The organism is Actinomadura sp. NPDC047616, from assembly GCF_040642915.1.
Lineage (GTDB): Bacteria > Actinomycetota > Actinomycetes > Streptosporangiales > Streptosporangiaceae > Spirillospora > Spirillospora miaoliensis.
In genome coordinates, this window is record NZ_JBEYTB010000008.1 from 171,962 (window position 1) to 187,575 (window position 15,614).

The window sequence follows — 15,614 nt, forward strand, 5'->3', positions numbered from 1 at the left end:
CGATGGACGCCAGGATGGAGACGTTCACGGTCTGCCCCGGCCACGCCGACGTGTTCGGCGCCGGGGCGCACGGCCCCGCGCCGGGCGGCGGCTCCGGCGCGGCGTACCGGGCGACGGTGGCCGCGCACTGCGCGGCGGCCGAGCGGCTCGGCGCGTCGGCCATGCTCATCTACGACTTCTGGCAGTCGCTGGACCCGTGGCTGGCGGGGCAGCTCGTGCTGGCCGCGAGCACGACGCTGGAACCGATCGTGGCGGTGAACCCCGCGCTGGCGCACCCCGCGATCGCCGCGCGGGCGGTGGCGGGGCTCTGCCACCTGTACGGACGGCGCGTCAACCTGAACGTCGTCGCGGGCGCGAAGGCGGCGGAGCTGCAGGCTCTCGGCCTGGCCCCGGCCGAGGGCGGCAAGTACGAGCGGATGGCCGACTTCATCGACGCGCTGCGGGCCGTCCTGCGCGGCGAGCCGCACTCCGGCCCGTGCTACAGGCTGCGGTCCGCGCCGCCCGAGCCGCCGCCCGACCCCGCGCTGGCGCCGCGCGTGCTGGCGCCCGGCTCGCGCTCCCCCGAGATCGCGGCCGTGCTGCCGCGGCTCGACCGGGCCCTGGTGATGGCCAAGCCCCGCGCGGACATCGCCGCCGAGCACGAGCGGCTGGCGGCGGGGGGCCTGACCGGCGGGCTCGCCATGATCGTCGGCGTGGTCGCCCGGGACACCGACGAGCAGGCGTGGGACACCGCGGACCGGCAGTACGCGGCCACGCGCCGCGACGCGTTCACCCGCCGCCTGTTCGCCCGGCAGGTCACCTCCTCGCAGCACCGCGCCACCATCGACCTCGCCGAGGCAGGCGCCCTCCACGACGAGTGCCTGTGGTACGGGGCGGGCCGCATCGGCATCGACTGCCCGAAGCTTGTCGGCTCGTACAAGACGGTGGCGGCGGCGCTGGACGCCTACCGGGAGCTGGGCGTGCGCACCGTCGTGCTGGACCTGCCGTACGAACCGGCCGAGTACGAGCACGTCGCGAGGGTCCTGGAGACGTGACGGCGACGGCCGGGCCCGGGAACCCCGATCTGCGGGCGGTGGCGCTGCCCGACGTGGCGGCGGTCGTGCTGCTGTGCCCGTCCGGCGCCGGCACCGGGGACGGCCCGCTGCCGGCGGTGCTGCGGGCGGCGGTCGAACGGCTCGGGCTGCGCGCTCCCCGCCTGGTGCGGCGCGAACCGTCCGGCCGCCCGTACCTGGCCCATCCGGACGGGCGCCGCTGGGACGTCGACTTCAACATCTCCCACAGCGGTGGACTCGTCGGTGTCGCGGTCGGCGTCGGCGGCAGGCTGGGGCTGGACGTCCAGGAGGCACCCGGGCCCGGCTGGGAGCGCATCGCCCGGCGCTGGCTGCATCCCCGGGAGCGGCGGCGGATCGACGCGTTGCCGCCCGCCGAGGGCTGCCGCGAGTTCACGCGGGTGTGGGCCGTGCGGGAGGCGCGCTGCAAGGCCACCGGGCGGGGCCTGGCGGGTTTCCGGTCGCCCGGCGCGGTGGCGGACGCGGCGTGCGGGCACCTGGACGGGGTGACCTGGCGGGAGCTGCCCGTGCCGGACGGGTACGCGGCGGCGCTGGCCTTCGCGGGCGGGCACGGACGGGACTGGCTCGCCTGCCCGGTCGTCATCGCCCCCGCCGCCCCCGGCATGCCGCTCCAGGAGGTTCGATGCACGAGATGACGCGGCCCGCCGGCACCGGGGAGGTGCGCGGCGACCTGCTGTCCTGCTACAGCACCGCGGCGGCCGGGCTGCTGCGCGCGATCGGCGTGCCCGACGTTCTCGCGTTCGGCACGCAGCTCTTCCTCGGCGTCCGGCGCTCGGGTTCGCTGATGGAGTTCCTCCACTACCACACGCCGCTCACCGGCGACGGCGAGCTGTACCGCGTGGACCTGCACCGCCGGGGCGCCGCCGCCCCCGGGGAGGCGGCGGACGCGATCGTCCGGCACGCGCACGAGACGGGCGCGGCGATCGTCACCGGCCGCACCACGCACCTGCCCTGGATCGAGACCGGCGACGCCGAGCCCGCGCCGCACTGGTTCCTGGTCAGGCCGGGACCGCCGGGCAGGGTGGAGGTCGACGACCGGTTCCTGTGGACCGACGACGCCGGGCTGCACCCGGGGTTCGTCGGCACCGTGCCCGCCGCCGAGGTCGGCGCGTACGCGTGGTCTCCCCTGCCGCCCGGCCCCGAGCAGGCCAGCCGTGAACGCTGGGCGCTCGGCGACCGCCGGGACCGGCCGCCGTGGTCGCCGGAGCGGCCGTGGCAGTGGCTGGAGCTCACCGGACGCCGGGTGCCCGGCACCACCGGGTTCGCCGCCGTCATGCTCGCCCGCACCGCGACGGCGCGGATCGCCGACCCCGAGGTGGCGGCGCACGGCTGGGCGTGCGGACGGGCGGCCTTCGACGTGCTGCGGGAGTGGCTGGAGAAGGGCCTGGCCGACCCGGCGACCTACCGCCACAACAACGACTTCTGGGTCGCCTCACGCAACCGGAAGATGGTGGCCGCGTCGCTCCGCCACGCCCGCCTCCCCGGCCAGGGCCCCGAGGCGCTGGAGGAGCTGAGCGACTGGGTGGGCTCCACGCTCGTCCCGGCGTGGACCGCGCTTGTGCGCGCCCTGCACTACAACGCGCGGCGCGTCACCACCGGGGGCCGCCCCCGCCCGAACGCGCTGACCGCGTTGCACGCCGTCGCCGACCTGGAAGACGACTTCCGCACCCGCCTCGGCGACATCCTCTAGGCTCCCGCGGGGTCTGGTCGGGTTGATCAATGTCCCGCACAGTGGACGCATGACGTCGTTGGAGGGCGCGCCGCGCGCCACGTACCGGGACGTGCTGGCCGAGCCCCGCTTCCGCGTGCTGTTCGGCGCGCGCTGCCTGTGGATCATGGGCAGCGTGCTGCGGATGGTCGGGCTGTCCGTGCTGGTGTACGGGCGGACCGGCTCGCCGCTGCTGGCCGGGCTGGCGTTCGGCGTCGGCTGGCTGCCGCAGGTCGCCGGCGGGCTGCTGCTCGGCGCGCTGGCCGACCGGCTGCGGCCCCGGCCGCTGGTCGTCGGCGCGTACGCGGCCGGTGCGGTGGCGACGGCGGTTCCGGCGCTGCCGGGCGCGCCGGTCGCGGTGTCCCTGCTGCTGGTGGCGTTGGTCTCCGTCGTCACCCCGGTGGTGTCGGGCGCGTTCAACCGGCTGATCAGCGAGGTGCTCAGCGGCGACGCCTACGTGCTGGGACGCTCACTGACCATGGTCGCCGCCTCGGCCGCGCAGGTGCTGGGGCTGGCGTTCGGGGGGATCGTCATCGCCGCGCTCGGCGCCCGCTCCGCGCTGCTCGTCGCGACGGCCGCCTTCCTGCTGGCCGCGGCGCTCACCCGGGCACGGCTGCCCGACCTGCCCGCCGCGCCGCGCGCCGAGGGGATGCCGGGGTCGGTGCTGCGGGAGAGCTGGTCCGGCAGCCGCGACCTGCTCGCCGACCCGATCGTGCGGGCCCTGCTGCTGGTGCAGTGGCTGCCCCTGGTGTTCGTGTCCGGCGCCGAGGGCCTGCTCGTGCCGTACGCGGCGGTGCGCGGGTTCCCCGAGGGCGTGGGGGCGCTGCTGCTGGCGTGCTCGCCCGCCGGGATGATGGTGGGCAACCTGGCCGTCGGGCGGGGGCTGGGGCCTCGGGCGCGGGAGCGCATGGTCGTGCCGCTGCTGGTCCTGCTCGGCCTGCCGCTGCTGGGCTTGGCGCTGCCCGTTCCGCTGGCGGTCGTGGTCGTCCTGCAGTTCGCCGCCGGGGTCGGGTACGCCTACGAGCTGGGCATCCAGCGGCGGTTCGTCGACGCGGTGCCCGACGGCGCGCGGGGGCACGCGTTCGGGCTGGCCTCGACCGGGATGATGACGTTCCAGGGCATCGGGCCGGTGCTGTCCGGGGCCGTCGCGGAGTTCCTCCCGGTCGGCGGCACCATCGCGCTCGGCGGGGCGGCGATCCTGCTGACCGCGCTGCTGCTGCGCGGCGGGCTCCGCCGCGCCCGCCGCCTCGGCGAACGGCCATAGCGGCGGGCGGCGCGGCGCCGGGGTATGCGGGTTCGGGGTCAGGGTTCGGAGGGGCGTTCCCAGCAGGTGAGCCGCCGTCCGGCCCGTACCCACATGCGGACGCGTCCGTCGGAGGCGATGTGCAGCGTGCGCTCCTCGCTCCAGCCCCGCAGCCGGAACTCGCCCGCGCCCAGGTGGACGAGCCCGAAGGCCGGCTCGCCGGCGACCTCCAGCACCGGTTCGCCGTCCACGGCCACGATCCGCGCGGGCAGGTCCGCGCCGGACGAGACCTCGTCCTCCGACCATTCGCGGAACGCGGCGGGCAGCATGAAGCTCCGGCGCAGCCCGCCGAGCTCCCGCTCCGGCAGCGGCACGGGCGGACGGGCGAACAGCACGTCGCCGATCGGCAGGCGGTCGCGGACGTCGTCCGGGAACAGGCCCAGCAGCTCCGGCGTGACCAGCATGTCCAGGACGAGGTGGATCCTGGCCTCGTCGCCGGAGTTGCGCACCAGGTGGGGGCGGCTGAAGTCGCCGTACCAGAGCCGTCCCGGCTCCCAGTGGTACTCCACCCCCTCGATGACGACGACCGCGCCGGGGCTGGTGGTGATCGGCACGTGCAGGCGGAGCGTCCCGTAGGGCAGGCCGATCTTGGAGTCGCGGTGCTCGGGGGATTCGGCGCCCGGTCCCAGCGCCATCAGCCGCACCGACCGCAGCGGCGCCGGCACGGCCGCCATCACCGCGCCGAGCGCGGGGCAGGCCGCCAGGTGCGGGGTGTCGGCGAACTGCGCCAGCCCGGCGCCGCCCGGATCGGTGCGTGCCGGGTCGCCCCCGGGGCTGCGCAGGGACAGGATCGTCCAGTCCGCGGCCGTCGTGGACATCAGCCCGTCCTGGCCGTAGGGCCGCTGCGCCTTCCAGGCGCGCTCGCGCAGCCGGCGGACCTCCGCCGCCAGCGGCTCCACGTCGAAGCGCAGGTCCAGCGCCGTCACGGCCGGCGCCGCCGTCATCGTGCCGGTCACGGCCGCCCCGCGACGGCGCGTGCCACCAGCGTGCCGGGGTTGTCGTCCTCTTCGGGACGGTAGGTCGGCGCGTGGAGCACCGAGCCGCCCACCGCCTCGAACCCGGCCGCCTCCAGGTCCTTCAGCACGGGCTCCCTGCGGTGCAGGTTGTGGTCGCGCTCCACCGTCTCGGTGGAGAGCAGCTCGTCGCCGAGGTAGGTGCGGTAGACGTAGCGGAGCCGCCCGAGGTCGGGGCCGAGCTTGCGGACGGCGGTCGACAGCTCGTACCGGCAGTCGCCCGCACGCACCTCGCCCCGCACGTGCTCGTCCCATTCGGGCACCGGCTCGTCCAGGACCATGTCCATGGCGAGCAGGCCGCCGTCCACCAGATGCTCGCGGATCGTGGTGAACAGGCGCAGCCGGGCGTCGGTGGGGATGTGCTCCAGCACGCCGCCGAAGCAGACCAGGTCGAAGCGCCGGTTCAGCTTGAAGTCCGGGGCCGCGCCGTCCAGGACGGTCACCCGGTCCAGCAGGTGCGGCCGCTGCGCGAGCTTGGACAGCAGCACGGCCCGCATCGTCGCGGACCGTTCCAGGCAGTAGACGCTCGCCGCCCGCTCCGCGACGGCCAGGGTGATCCGGCCCGTGCCCGGGCCCAGCTCCAGCACGCTGCCGCCCTCGGGGACCAGGTCGGTGAAGAAGCCCACCGGCGGCCACCCGTCGGGCCCGGCGGCGGTGCGCAGCAGCTCGTAGTAGCCGGCGGAGAACGCGTACGGCTCAGCGGACATCGATGCTCCCATCGGAGGTCGGATCGGCGCGGTCGGCGAGAAGGGAGGGGGCGGGACGGGAGGCCGTGGCGGTCATGCCCGGGGCCCGTCCGCCACGGGAAGCCGGACGAGCGAGCGCAGCGTCGCCACCGGGACGCGCTCGGGTTCGCCGGCCAGCGTCAGCTTCGGGCGGACGGCGACCAGGGCCGTGAACGCCGCCCGGAACACCAGCCGCGTCAGGGCGGCGCCGAGGCAGACGTGCGCGCCCCGGCCGAGCGCGAGATGCGGGTTGGGGGTGCGGTCGAGCCGGATCTCGTCCGGCCGTTCGAACACCTCGGGGTCCCGGTTGGCCGCGGCGACGAGGGCGATGACCTCCTCCCCCCTGGACACCCGCCGGCCGCCGAGGGTCAGGTCCGCCACGCAGATCCGCGTGACGGCCTGCACCGGGCCGTCGAACCTGAGCAGTTCGTCGGCCGCGCGGTCGAGGCCGGCGCGGTCGAGCGGCGCCAGCACGGCGAGCCCGTCGCGGCCGCGCAGCAGCGCCAGCAGCGCGTTGCCCACCGCGGCGGCGACCGACCCGCAGGTCGACAGGGCCATGAAGCGCACGGTGCTCTGGAAGGCGGCCTCGGACACGCCCGCCTCGCCGCACCACCGTTTGAAGAACTCCAGCGGCGACCCCTCGGCGGGCGCGGCGCACCAGCCGGCGACGAGCCGCCCGATGTACTCCCTGGACGGCGCCGTGTCCGCCACCACCTCCGGCCGCAGCCCGGCGTCCATGAGCCGTTCCACCTCGACCAGGTGGGGCACGAAGGTCGCCCGGTCGGGCTCGGGCACGCCCAGCACCAGGTGCACGGCCCGCAGGACGAGCGGACGGACGAAGTCCTCGATCGCGTCGAACGCATCGGAGCCGCGCGCGACGAGCAGCTCGGCGGCGCGGTCGGTGAGCGCGGGCTCGGCCCCCGCCTCCTCGACCCCGCGCAGGGCCTGGCCGATCGCGCCGCGGAACGCCTGGCTCTCCGGCGGGTCCATGCCCTGGACGCCGGGCGGGGCCGGCTCGTCCGGCCGCACCCGGGACGGGTCGGCGGCGAACAGGCCGGTGTCGCGCAGCACGAACCGGCAATCCTCGTACCGGGTCACCACCCACGCCCGCAATGGCGCGAACCAATGCACCGGGTCATGTTCCCTGAGCACCGCGTACACCGAATAAGGATCTTCGAGAAAATCAGGTGAGCGCGGATCGAATAGCGGCTTGCTCGGCATCGGCGACCACCAGAGGATGATCCGGCACCGAAATCCGGCACCGGCCGGAATGACGAGGAGAATGCCCGGCCTGGATGATCCGGTGACCACCCAGGCCGGCCGCTGTCATCACCAAATGTACTTCATGACCAGGCTCCTCTCGCATTTGACAAGATCATTTGATCTGGTCAAGAGTAAATCCGCCCGCACCCACGGTCAATTGTCGAGATCTGCCAAGGCCGCATCCCCGCTTTGCCGGACACAGAATGCGCGCACCGCGTCACGCCCCGTCGCCGTGGACACCCCCCGAGATCGGGGTTACAGTGGCGCGGGGGCCCTTCTGGCAGTTATCTCGGCACATCTTCTCCGTGGAGCCGCGCATTGAACGACGATTCTTCTCCGCTGCCCACTTTTCCGATGCCGCGACGCTGTCCCTTTTCCCCGCCGCCCGAATACGAGCGGTTGCGCGCGGCGGGGCCGCTGGCGCGGGTGTCCTTCCTGGACGGCCCGGTGTGGGTGGTGACACGCCAGGCGGAGGCGCGGCGGCTGCTCACCGACCCGCGGTTCAGCACCGACCCGAGCACGCCCGGGCATCCGCTCGCCGGTTTCGCGGGCTCGGCCGACGAGCAGGCCGGCCAGTTCCTCGACATGGACCCGCCCGAGCACGGCCGCTACCGCCGGATGGTGATCCCCGACTTCAGCGTCAAGCGCGTCCGGGAGATGCGGCCGCGGATCCAGCGGGTGGTCGACCGGCTGGTCGACGACATGCTCCGCGGCGACGGGGCCGACCTGGTCACCGCGTTCGGGCTGCCGCTGGCCTCCCTGATGATCTGCCAGATCCTGGGAGTGCCGTACGAGGACCACGACTACTTCCACCGCTGCACCCGCAGGATCGCCGAGGCGTCCGGCGAGGGCGCCGAACAGGAGACGGCCGCCGCCCGCACCGAGCTGATCACCTACCTCGGCACGCTGGTCGACCGCGCGGCACGGCACCCCGGCGACGACATCGTCAGCCGCCTGGCCACCACGCGGCTGGCGACCGGTGAGCTGTCCCGCGACGAACTGGTCGGCATCGCGTTCCTGCTGCTGGTGGCGGGCCACCAGACCACCGCCAACATGCTCCCGCTCGGCGTGTTCACGCTGCTGAGCCATCCCGCGCAGCTCGCCGACCTCACCGCCGACCCCGGGCTGTGGCCCGGCGCCGTGGAGGAACTGCTGCGCTTCCACTCGGTCGTGGACTGGGCCGCCTTCGACCGGGTCGCCACCGAGGACGTGGAGCTCGGCGGCCAGGTGATCCGCGCGGGCGAGGGCATCTTCGTCCTCGGCGCGTCCGCCAACCGCGACGAACTCGTCTACGAGCGTCCCGACGAGTTCGACGTGCACCGCGGCACCCGGCACCATCTGGCGTTCGGATACGGCTTCCACCAGTGCCTGGGGCAGCACCTGGCCCGGGCGGAACTGGAGATCGGCCTGCGCACGCTGTTCGAACGCATCCCCTCCATCCGCCTCGCCGTCGGTCCGGACGAACTCCCGTTCAAGTACGAGAACCGCACCTTCGGCCTCTACCGCCTCCCGGTGACCTGGTGATGTCGATATCCGCCGACCGCGACCGGTGCATCGGCTCCGGCCAGTGCCTGCTGTCCGCCCCGCACGTCTTCGACTCCGACGACGAGGGCCTCGTCGTCGTGGTGGAACCCGGCCACACCGGCGACCCGGCCGTACGAGAGGCCGCCGCCCTGTGCCCGGTGCGCGCCATCACGGTGACCGGGGAGACCTGACGCGGCGCCGGTGACCTGGGCGGACGGGCATCCGGCCGGCCGGGCCACCGTCGCGCACGCATCACGGTGGGGCGAGGAGAGCGAGAGGGCTGGTTGCGTTCGAAGCGTGAGAAGGAAGCCCCCTCATGGCCTCGCCCCGCCGTTACGGTAGCAGCCGGTCAGGCGGGGATCAGGTCCCTCAGCCGGTCGGGGGTGAACACCCGCGACGCCTCGTGCAGGCCCTCGGGGCGTTCCAGGCCGATGAAGGTGACCGGCCCGCCGGGGATCGTCCTGCCGTCCCAGGTCGTCACCGATCCGGCGCGTTCCGCCAGCAGGCCGATCAGGTGCCGGACGGTGAGGTACCGGCGTTCCACGGTGGCGCGGACCAGCCTCGTCGTCGACAGGCGGTTGCCCTCGACCCGGTTGAACGCCGGACGGCCCTTCAGGTGCAGGTGCAGCCACTTGGCGCGCCAGCGGCCGTCGTCCCCGCGCATGAACACCAGCGGCAGCGCGACGCGGCCGGGGCCGCGCAGCTCTGACTTCATCCGCACGGTGCGGGGTTCGAACGGCCGCCCGGCCTGGTCGGCGTCGCGCAGCATGAACCCGAAGAACGACTCGGCGACCTGGTCGAAGCCCTCGCCGGAGTAGATGTTGACCTGCGGGATGACGAACCGGGCCGGTACCCGGTCCAGGCGCAGGTTGATGAACTCCGTCGCGCCGTCCGGCGCCACGACGACGTCGCCGGAGTGCTCGCCTCCCACCTGCGTGAGGGACGTGTACGACAGCCAGGTGGGGTTGCGGTAGTCGCCGTCGAGCATCAGGGCCGACAGGTCGAAGTCGGTGTCGTGGTCGCGCTGCCTCCAGTGGACGAAGAACCGCAGCAGTTCGCCGTCGACCCGGGTCACCGAACCCCGCGGCAGCACCCCGAGACCGTCCGCCGTGGCCTTCCCGCTGAGCGGCAGCGCGACGTCCAGCACGTCGGGGGCGACGAGCAGACGCCCGATCGGGGGCAGGCGGCGTTGGATCTCGGCGTCCAGGAACGCCGCCAGCCGCTCCACCGTCTGCTCGTCCAGCGGCGGGCGGGTGTCGGGCGCGGTGATGCCGCGGCCCAGGCGGTTGGCGAAGACCCGGGTGCCTCCCCCGGCGGCACGGTTGAGCAGATGCTCCCGGACGGACAGCACGACACGGCCCGACACTCGCCCGGCCACCGTCTCGGCGATCTCCAGGACGGCGTCTCGTTCGGCCGGCGTGGACGCGGTGCGCAGGAGCCGGTCCAGTGACCGGAAGAGCAGGCCCGGCGCACCCTTCAGCAGGGTCGCCGCACCCGGCACGTCGCCGGCGGCGAGCCGGGCCTCGACACGGGCCGCGAAGGAAGGCGCCGTCCGCTCCCCTCGCGCCACGGCGAACACCTGGGCCGCGTGCGGCCATCGCGGGTACTCGTGCGGATGCAGCCGCTCCCCGAGGCGCTTCCACTGCTCCCGGCGGGCGGCCGCGTCGCCCAGCTTGCCGGGGTCGGCGCGTACGACGTCGTCGAGGCCGGCGAGCAGGCTTCGCCGTACCGACCGTGACAGGGACGCGAACCGGGTCGGTTCCTGCAAGGTCACGTCGCCGCCGGACAGGGCGCAGGCCAGGCGCAGCACGTCGGTGACGGTGTCCAGCAGCGAATCGGCCCCGGCCGCCAGACGCGCCTGGTTGACGACGGCCCGGTTCTCCCGGATCGGGATGGTCTCCGGTTGCGGGCCCGTCGCGCACTGCCCGGCCAGCCGCCGCAGCGCCCGCAGGTCGTCGTCGCCGAGCGGGGTGACGCTCCCGGCCAGCCGCAGGTACAGGTCCTGGACCTCCTCGGCGAGGCCGCGCCCCAGGTGCAGGACCGTCACCCTGTCCGCGGCCTTGGCGATCAGCTCGTCGTGCGCGGCCAGCATCTCCTCGTAGGTGTGCTGGTAGCGGCCGTAGGCGGGCAGGGCGAGCAGGTTCAGCACACCGTGTCCCGCCTCGTCGGCCACCGTGGCGGCCGTGCCCGGGGACGCCCCGGGATCGGCCAGTGCCTGCCGGAGGCATCGCAGCCAGAAGTCGAGAGTGTCGGGGACGTCGCGGGGGAAGTCGCGGAAGTAGGCGTTGTGCTGGACGTGCCCGCCGACCATGGCGCGCACGGCCGGCAGCACCCGCACCGCCGTGTCGATGACGGTCCCCTCCGACAGGCCCGACAGATGTGCCAGCAGTTCGGACGACAGCTTGAAGCCCACCGTCATCAGCACCGCGTCGAACTGGCGTGCCGCCACGGCCCCCGACCCGGCCGGCCCCTCGGGCAGAGGAACGCGGCACGTGTGCTGGACGACCAGTTTCGTCAGGCTGCTGTTCACGACGGCCATGCTGCCAGGCCGGCCAAGGCACCGCACTTCCGTTCACCGAGACGGCGATACGCGAATTATCGAGGAATTCCCTCTGCGGTACACGCCCCACGGAAAGGCAGCGGTCCTTTATGCCGTACCGCCGCCCGCGCCAGACACTGGCCATGCAAGGATCCGGGCTGACCGCCGGACAGCTCAAGCGCAAGGCGGTTCCCGCCTCTGTCCTGTCTCTGCTCGGGCTGGTGCGGCACATGGCAGAGGTGGAGCGGGTACGGTTCCAGGTCGTCATCAATGACGAACAACCGGCCAGATACTGGCAGCCGTTGCCCAATGGCGGTTGCGTGAACGCATCGACGGCGCCGCCGCAGAATAGAAGCCGTCCGTATGGCGTTCCGGTGGAGAGTGTGGTGGCGCCGGCTCTGGCGAGGTGAGAGATGGCGCGGAGAGCGGTGGTCGTCGGGGGCGGGATCGGCGGGTTGGCCGCGGCGGTGGCCCTGTGCCGCCGCGGCTGGCACGTGGAGGTCTGTGAGCGCGCGGCGGAGTTCACCGAGATCGGCGCCGGGCTCACTCTGTGGCCCAACGCGCTGCGGGCCCTCGAGACGCTCGAACTGGCGGGCCGCGTCCGGGAGATCGGGGCGGTCGAGAACGCCGGGGGTGTGCGCGGGCGCTCGGGGCGTTGGCTGTCGCGGGTCGACAACGCCGAGATCGAGCGCCGGTTCGGGTTTCCCGTGCTGATGGCGCACCGCGCCGACCTGGTCCGTGTCCTGGCGGACGCGTTGCCGCGGGAGGTGTTGCGTCCGTCCACCGCGGTGACCGGGGTACGCGACGACGGTGACGCGGTGGTGGTCGAGCACCAGGCCGGTGACCTGCGGGCCGATCTGGTGATCGGCGCCGACGGCCTGCACAGCACCGTGCGCCGCCTGCGATGGCCGGCGGCCGGGGCGCCCCGGTACGCGGGGTTCACCGCCTGGCGGATGATCGCGGCACCGCTGCCCGAGCCGATCGCCGACGGTGCCGTGACGTGGGGACGCGGCGAACTGTTCGGCTTCACCTCGATGACGGGCGGCAGAACCTACTGCTTCGCCAGCGCGTCGGTGCCGCCGGGCGGGGCCGCCCCGGACGGGGAGGCCGCGGAGCTGCGGCGGCGGTTCGCGCAATGGCCCGACCCCATCCCGCGGCTGCTCGCCGCCGTTCCGGTGGACGGGGTGCTGCGGCATGACGTCTACGACCTGCCGCCGCTGCCCGGCTACGTCAAGGGCCGGATCGCCCTGCTCGGCGACGCTGCCCACGCGATGACGCCGAACCTGGGGCAGGGCGCCTGCCAGGCCCTGGAGGACGCCGTCGTCCTGGCCGCCTGCCTCGACCAAACCCCGGACATCGGGTCCGCGCTGGTCCGCTACGACCGGCGGCGCAGGCCCCGCACCCAGCGCGTGGCGCGCCGCTCCGCGCGCATGGGGGCGCTGAGCCTCGCGGCGTGGCCACCGGCCGCGACGGCGCGGAACCTGGTCGCCCGGCTCGCGCCCGGCGCGGCGACCGTGCGCACCATGGCGCCCGTCCTCGGCTGGAGACCCTGACACCGGCGCCCGCAGGTCAGGGGAACGCACGGGTCGGCGGCGGGTACGCGGCGACGGCCATTACGCGAAAAGGACGCCGGCCATTTTCGGCATTCCCCGAGAGAATTACAGTACGTGTCAGGTTGGCGACAAATAGTGAGTGAACTAGGTCGTAGAGTATGTGTTCCGCATACGATCCACTGCTCTCCCCCGCCGATGTGCCCGGTTCCGCGCGTGCCGCTTGGCCGGGCCATTGGTCGCCGACCGAGGTCTTACATCTTCATGAACTCCCCACGACAGCACCGAGGATCTCCTACAGTTCCGCAGGTGTCGATCTTGACTGGGCCGCCCGGTGTCCGCGGCACGACGCAGGCAGCGGGCGGGCGCCGCGGCCGGGTCACGGCGCTGCTGGGGCTCGGCCTTCTCGGGGTCAGCGTGGCGGTGTTCGCGGCCGGCATGGCGGCGGGGCCGTCCGGGCTGGTGGCCCGCTGGGGTCCCGGCGGCCCGTTCCTCTACTGGGCGGCCGAGCTCTCCCGGAGCACGGTCACCCTGGTGAGCCGCGGCGCCGCCGTCTGCGCCGGGCTCGGGATCGTGCTGGTCCTGTGGGCGCTGAGGCGGGGATGGAGCGGCGTCCGGCCCCGGGTGCTGCTGCTGGCGGGAGCGCTCACGGCGGTCCTGTTCACCCTGCTGCCGCCGGCCGGTTCCATCGACATCCTCAACTACGCCGTCTACGGCCGCATCACCGACCTCGGGCTCGACCCCTATGTGATGACGCCGAACGAGCTCCACCACACCGGTGACCCGGTGGGGCTGCTGCGTCCCCGGGCATGGGCGAAGCAGCCGACGGTGTACGGGCCTGTCGCCACCGCCGCACACGCCCTGGCGGCCCATCTCGGCGGCGCGTCCATGGCCTGGATCGTCTTCTGGCTGAAGGTCACCCACCTCGTGGCGTTCCTGGCGACCGCGGTGATGATCGACCGGCTCAGCGGCCCCGAGCCCGCCGCCCGCGTCCGGGCGGCGGTGCTGTGGACGGCCAATCCGCTGGCGCTGTTCTGGATGGTCGCCAGCGGCCATGTCGACGTGCTGGCGGTGGCGCTGCTGACCGGCGCCGTCTACCTGCTCGCCAGGCGGGCGCACACCGGCGCGGCCGTCACCGTCCACGGTCTGGCCGCGGGCGCCCTGGCCGGAGCCGCGGTGGCCGCCAAGGTGACGTTCCTGTTCCCGGTCCTCGGGCTGGCGCTGGCGTGTCTGCGGCGGCCCCGGACATCGGTGACCGGCGCGCTCGGCGCCGCCGCCACCGTCGCGATCGGCTACCTCGTCGCCGGGCGCACGGCGATCGCGTCGCTGACCCAGCGGATGGCCCACGACAACGACCTGTTCCTTCCGATCCCCGAGATCCTGAGGGAACGCTCCACCGTCTACAGCGCGACGATCCTGCTGAGCACCCTCGTGACCGCCGCCGTGCTCTGGTGGCGGCTGCACCGCGACACCTCACCGGCCGCCGGGCAGGACCGGCCGCTGGACGTGCGTCCGCTGGTCGCGTTCGCCCTCGCCTGTGTGGTGATGTCGCCCGTTCAGTACCCCTGGTACGACGCGGCCTTCCTGCCCTTGCTCGCCCTGCTGCCGCGCACGCGTTTCGACGAGGCCGTGGTGGTGCGCGGCGCCGTGCTCAGCGTCGTTCTTCTGCCGGGCATCGGCACCGCCACCTCCCAGTACGAGGCGGCGCGCGTCGCCGTCCTGCTCTTCTCCGCCGCCCTGGTGCTCCTGTGCCTGTTCACCGCCAGGCCGCGCACCCCCGGCCCTGCCCCGCGTCACAGCCCCGCGGAGGCGTGAACACGCCGGTGGTAGCCCCGGCGTCCCACCGGCGTAAGGCGGGGAGGCGGCGGTTCACCGGCGGAGCGCGACGGCGGCGGCGTCACCCGGCCACCACGACGGCGCCGCCGGCGTCCTCGATGGCGGCGCGCAGCGTCGGGGGCGGTGTCTCGTCGGTGATCAGTCCGTCGATCTCGTCCAGCCCGCACACCCGGTGCGGCGCGACGCGGCCGAGTTTGCGCGCGTCGGCGAGCACGTACGAGCGCACGGTGTTCGCGATCATCACTCGGCGGCCGGCCACCTCGTCGAGATGGAAGTCGGTCAGTCCCGCGGTGGCGTCCACCCCGCCGGAGCCGAGGAACGCCACGTCCGCGTTCAGGTCGGCGAAGAACCCGGTGGCGTGCGCGCCCGAGCAGGCCAGGTCGCCGGCGCGCAGCCGGCCGCCCGACACCAGGACCTCGACGCCCGGCCGGCCGGCCAGCTCCGCGGCCGCCAGCAGCGAGCAGGTCGCGACGATGCCGCGGTGGTTCTGCGGCAGCGCCCGGGCCACCTCCACCGCCGTGGTGCCCACGTCGATGATCACGGTCTGCCCCGGCCGTACCAGCTCGGCGGCGGCGCGCCCGATGGCCACCTTGGCCTCGCGGTCCGTCGTGGACCGTTCCGCGAAGGACGCCTCCTCGCCGAACCCGCCGGCGGTGCTGGTCGCGCCGCCGTGCACCCGCACCAGCGACCCGCGACGTTCCAGCACGACCAGGTCGCGGCGGACCGTCTCCGCCGAGACGCCCAGCATCCTGGCGAACTCCTCGGTCCGCACCACGCGCTTGTCCCGCAGCGCGGCGCAGATCCGCCGATGACGCTCAGCCGCGAGCATCGCGACTGACCGGGTCTGTGGGGAACTGACCGAACATGAGGAAAAGTGTGGATAACGTGGGAGTATCCGTCAAGAGGCCGGCTCCCGGAACCGCAAGATTACCGTGCTGTGACCACCCCGAACCTAGACGCCGCCCGCCCCTGCTCCGCCCGGACCGCGATCACGAACCCGCAGGTCACGCCGACAGCACGCACCACCGCCGGGGGCGAGGCCGGGCCGGGGGCAGCGGTTGGTGGGCGCACAGGGGGTAGGGG

General features: G+C 74.0%; 14 protein-coding genes. 9 read left to right on the top strand and 5 right to left on the bottom strand.

What is annotated here, in order from left to right; genetic code table 11:
• The first annotated feature begins 2 nt into the window (after positions 1-2).
• From ABZ801_RS20640 to ABZ801_RS20655, 4 genes are read left to right on the top strand one after another with little or no spacing between them, the layout of a single operon-like run.
• Complete coding sequence (locus ABZ801_RS20640; RefSeq protein WP_360699870.1) at positions 3-1,034, top strand: LLM class flavin-dependent oxidoreductase; 1,032 nt, start codon at positions 3-5, stop codon at positions 1,032-1,034.
• Positions 1,031-1,705, top strand: a complete 675-nt coding sequence (locus tag ABZ801_RS20645) for a 4'-phosphopantetheinyl transferase superfamily protein (RefSeq protein ID WP_360699873.1) — start codon at positions 1,031-1,033, stop codon at positions 1,703-1,705. Before ABZ801_RS20640 ends, ABZ801_RS20645 begins: the two co-directional genes overlap by 4 nt.
• A complete protein-coding gene (locus ABZ801_RS20650) occupies positions 1,693-2,760 on the top strand; it encodes a hypothetical protein (protein ID WP_360699876.1) in 1,068 nt (355 codons plus the stop codon). Before ABZ801_RS20645 ends, ABZ801_RS20650 begins: the two co-directional genes overlap by 13 nt.
• 49 nt (positions 2,761-2,809) lie before the next feature.
• Positions 2,810-4,042: an MFS transporter gene (locus tag ABZ801_RS20655; RefSeq protein WP_360699878.1), complete on the top strand. Its 1,233-nt coding sequence runs from the start codon at positions 2,810-2,812 to the stop codon at positions 4,040-4,042.
• 38 nt (positions 4,043-4,080) lie between these two features.
• Here the strand turns inward: ABZ801_RS20655 and ABZ801_RS20660 are convergent, their stop codons facing one another.
• The 3 genes from ABZ801_RS20660 to ABZ801_RS20670 form a co-directional block, all read right to left on the bottom strand.
• A complete protein-coding gene (locus ABZ801_RS20660) occupies positions 4,081-5,037 on the bottom strand; it encodes an aspartyl/asparaginyl beta-hydroxylase domain-containing protein (RefSeq protein WP_360699881.1) in 957 nt (318 codons plus the stop codon).
• Positions 5,034-5,801: a class I SAM-dependent methyltransferase gene (locus ABZ801_RS20665; RefSeq protein WP_344940179.1), complete on the bottom strand. Its 768-nt coding sequence runs from the start codon at positions 5,799-5,801 to the stop codon at positions 5,034-5,036. The genes ABZ801_RS20660 and ABZ801_RS20665 overlap by 4 nt, the downstream gene beginning before the upstream one ends.
• Before the next feature lie 72 nt (positions 5,802-5,873).
• Positions 5,874-6,950 carry a cytochrome P450 gene (locus ABZ801_RS20670; RefSeq protein ID WP_360699884.1) on the bottom strand — a complete coding sequence of 359 codons (1,077 nt, stop codon included), beginning with the start codon at positions 6,948-6,950 and terminating at the stop codon, positions 5,874-5,876.
• Between the two features lie 486 nt (positions 6,951-7,436).
• Here ABZ801_RS20670 and ABZ801_RS20675 point away from each other — a divergent pair, with 486 nt between their 5' ends.
• Together ABZ801_RS20675 and ABZ801_RS20680 are read left to right on the top strand one after the other, a co-directional pair.
• Positions 7,437-8,606: a cytochrome P450 gene (locus ABZ801_RS20675; protein WP_360699887.1), complete on the top strand. Its 1,170-nt coding sequence runs from the start codon at positions 7,437-7,439 to the stop codon at positions 8,604-8,606.
• Positions 8,606-8,797 carry a ferredoxin gene (locus ABZ801_RS20680; RefSeq protein WP_344941054.1) on the top strand — a complete coding sequence of 64 codons (192 nt, stop codon included), beginning with the start codon at positions 8,606-8,608 and terminating at the stop codon, positions 8,795-8,797. The genes ABZ801_RS20675 and ABZ801_RS20680 overlap by 1 nt, the downstream gene beginning before the upstream one ends.
• Before the next feature lie 158 nt (positions 8,798-8,955).
• Here ABZ801_RS20680 and ABZ801_RS20685 read toward each other — a convergent pair whose 3' ends face one another.
• Positions 8,956-11,136: a TerD family protein gene (locus ABZ801_RS20685; RefSeq protein ID WP_360699890.1), complete on the bottom strand. Its 2,181-nt coding sequence runs from the start codon at positions 11,134-11,136 to the stop codon at positions 8,956-8,958.
• A gap of 119 nt (positions 11,137-11,255) precedes the next feature.
• Here ABZ801_RS20685 and ABZ801_RS20690 point away from each other — a divergent pair, with 119 nt between their 5' ends.
• The 3 genes from ABZ801_RS20690 to mptB all read left to right on the top strand — a co-directional run bounded on the left by ABZ801_RS20690 (position 11,256) and on the right by mptB (position 14,510).
• The gene (locus ABZ801_RS20690) at positions 11,256-11,555 is read left to right on the top strand and encodes a DUF664 domain-containing protein (protein WP_360699893.1); all 300 of its coding nucleotides are present in this window, start codon (positions 11,256-11,258) and stop codon (positions 11,553-11,555) included.
• Between the two features lie 3 nt (positions 11,556-11,558).
• A complete protein-coding gene (locus ABZ801_RS20695; RefSeq protein WP_360699896.1) occupies positions 11,559-12,698 on the top strand; it encodes an FAD-dependent monooxygenase in 1,140 nt (379 codons plus the stop codon).
• Positions 12,699-13,004: 306 nt separating this feature from the next.
• Complete coding sequence (gene mptB, locus ABZ801_RS20700) at positions 13,005-14,510, top strand: polyprenol phosphomannose-dependent alpha 1,6 mannosyltransferase MptB (RefSeq protein WP_360699898.1); 1,506 nt, start codon at positions 13,005-13,007, stop codon at positions 14,508-14,510.
• Positions 14,511-14,592: 82 nt separating this feature from the next.
• Here mptB and ABZ801_RS20705 read toward each other — a convergent pair whose 3' ends face one another.
• Positions 14,593-15,360 carry a DeoR/GlpR family DNA-binding transcription regulator gene (locus ABZ801_RS20705; RefSeq protein WP_360699901.1) on the bottom strand — a complete coding sequence of 256 codons (768 nt, stop codon included), beginning with the start codon at positions 15,358-15,360 and terminating at the stop codon, positions 14,593-14,595.
• Positions 15,361-15,614 lie beyond the last annotated feature (254 nt).

What these genes read in the sequence shown, in the direction of transcription:
- ABZ801_RS20640 (WP_360699870.1), top strand. Translation starts at nt 3, where the DNA reads ATGGACGCCAGGATGGAGACGTTCACGGTCTGCCCCGGCCACGCCGAC.
- ABZ801_RS20650 (WP_360699876.1), top strand. Translation starts at nt 1,693, where the DNA reads ATGCACGAGATGACGCGGCCCGCCGGCACCGGGGAGGTGCGCGGCGAC.
- ABZ801_RS20655 (WP_360699878.1), top strand. Translation starts at nt 2,810, where the DNA reads ATGACGTCGTTGGAGGGCGCGCCGCGCGCCACGTACCGGGACGTGCTG.
- ABZ801_RS20665 (WP_344940179.1), bottom strand. Translation starts at nt 5,801, where the DNA reads ATGTCCGCTGAGCCGTACGCGTTCTCCGCCGGCTACTACGAGCTGCTG.
- ABZ801_RS20675 (WP_360699887.1), top strand. Translation starts at nt 7,437, where the DNA reads ATGCCGCGACGCTGTCCCTTTTCCCCGCCGCCCGAATACGAGCGGTTG.
- ABZ801_RS20680 (WP_344941054.1), top strand. Translation starts at nt 8,606, where the DNA reads ATGTCGATATCCGCCGACCGCGACCGGTGCATCGGCTCCGGCCAGTGC.
- ABZ801_RS20690 (WP_360699893.1), top strand. Translation starts at nt 11,256, where the DNA reads ATGCCGTACCGCCGCCCGCGCCAGACACTGGCCATGCAAGGATCCGGG.
- ABZ801_RS20695 (WP_360699896.1), top strand. Translation starts at nt 11,559, where the DNA reads ATGGCGCGGAGAGCGGTGGTCGTCGGGGGCGGGATCGGCGGGTTGGCC.
- ABZ801_RS20705 (WP_360699901.1), bottom strand. Translation starts at nt 15,360, where the DNA reads ATGCTCGCGGCTGAGCGTCATCGGCGGATCTGCGCCGCGCTGCGGGAC.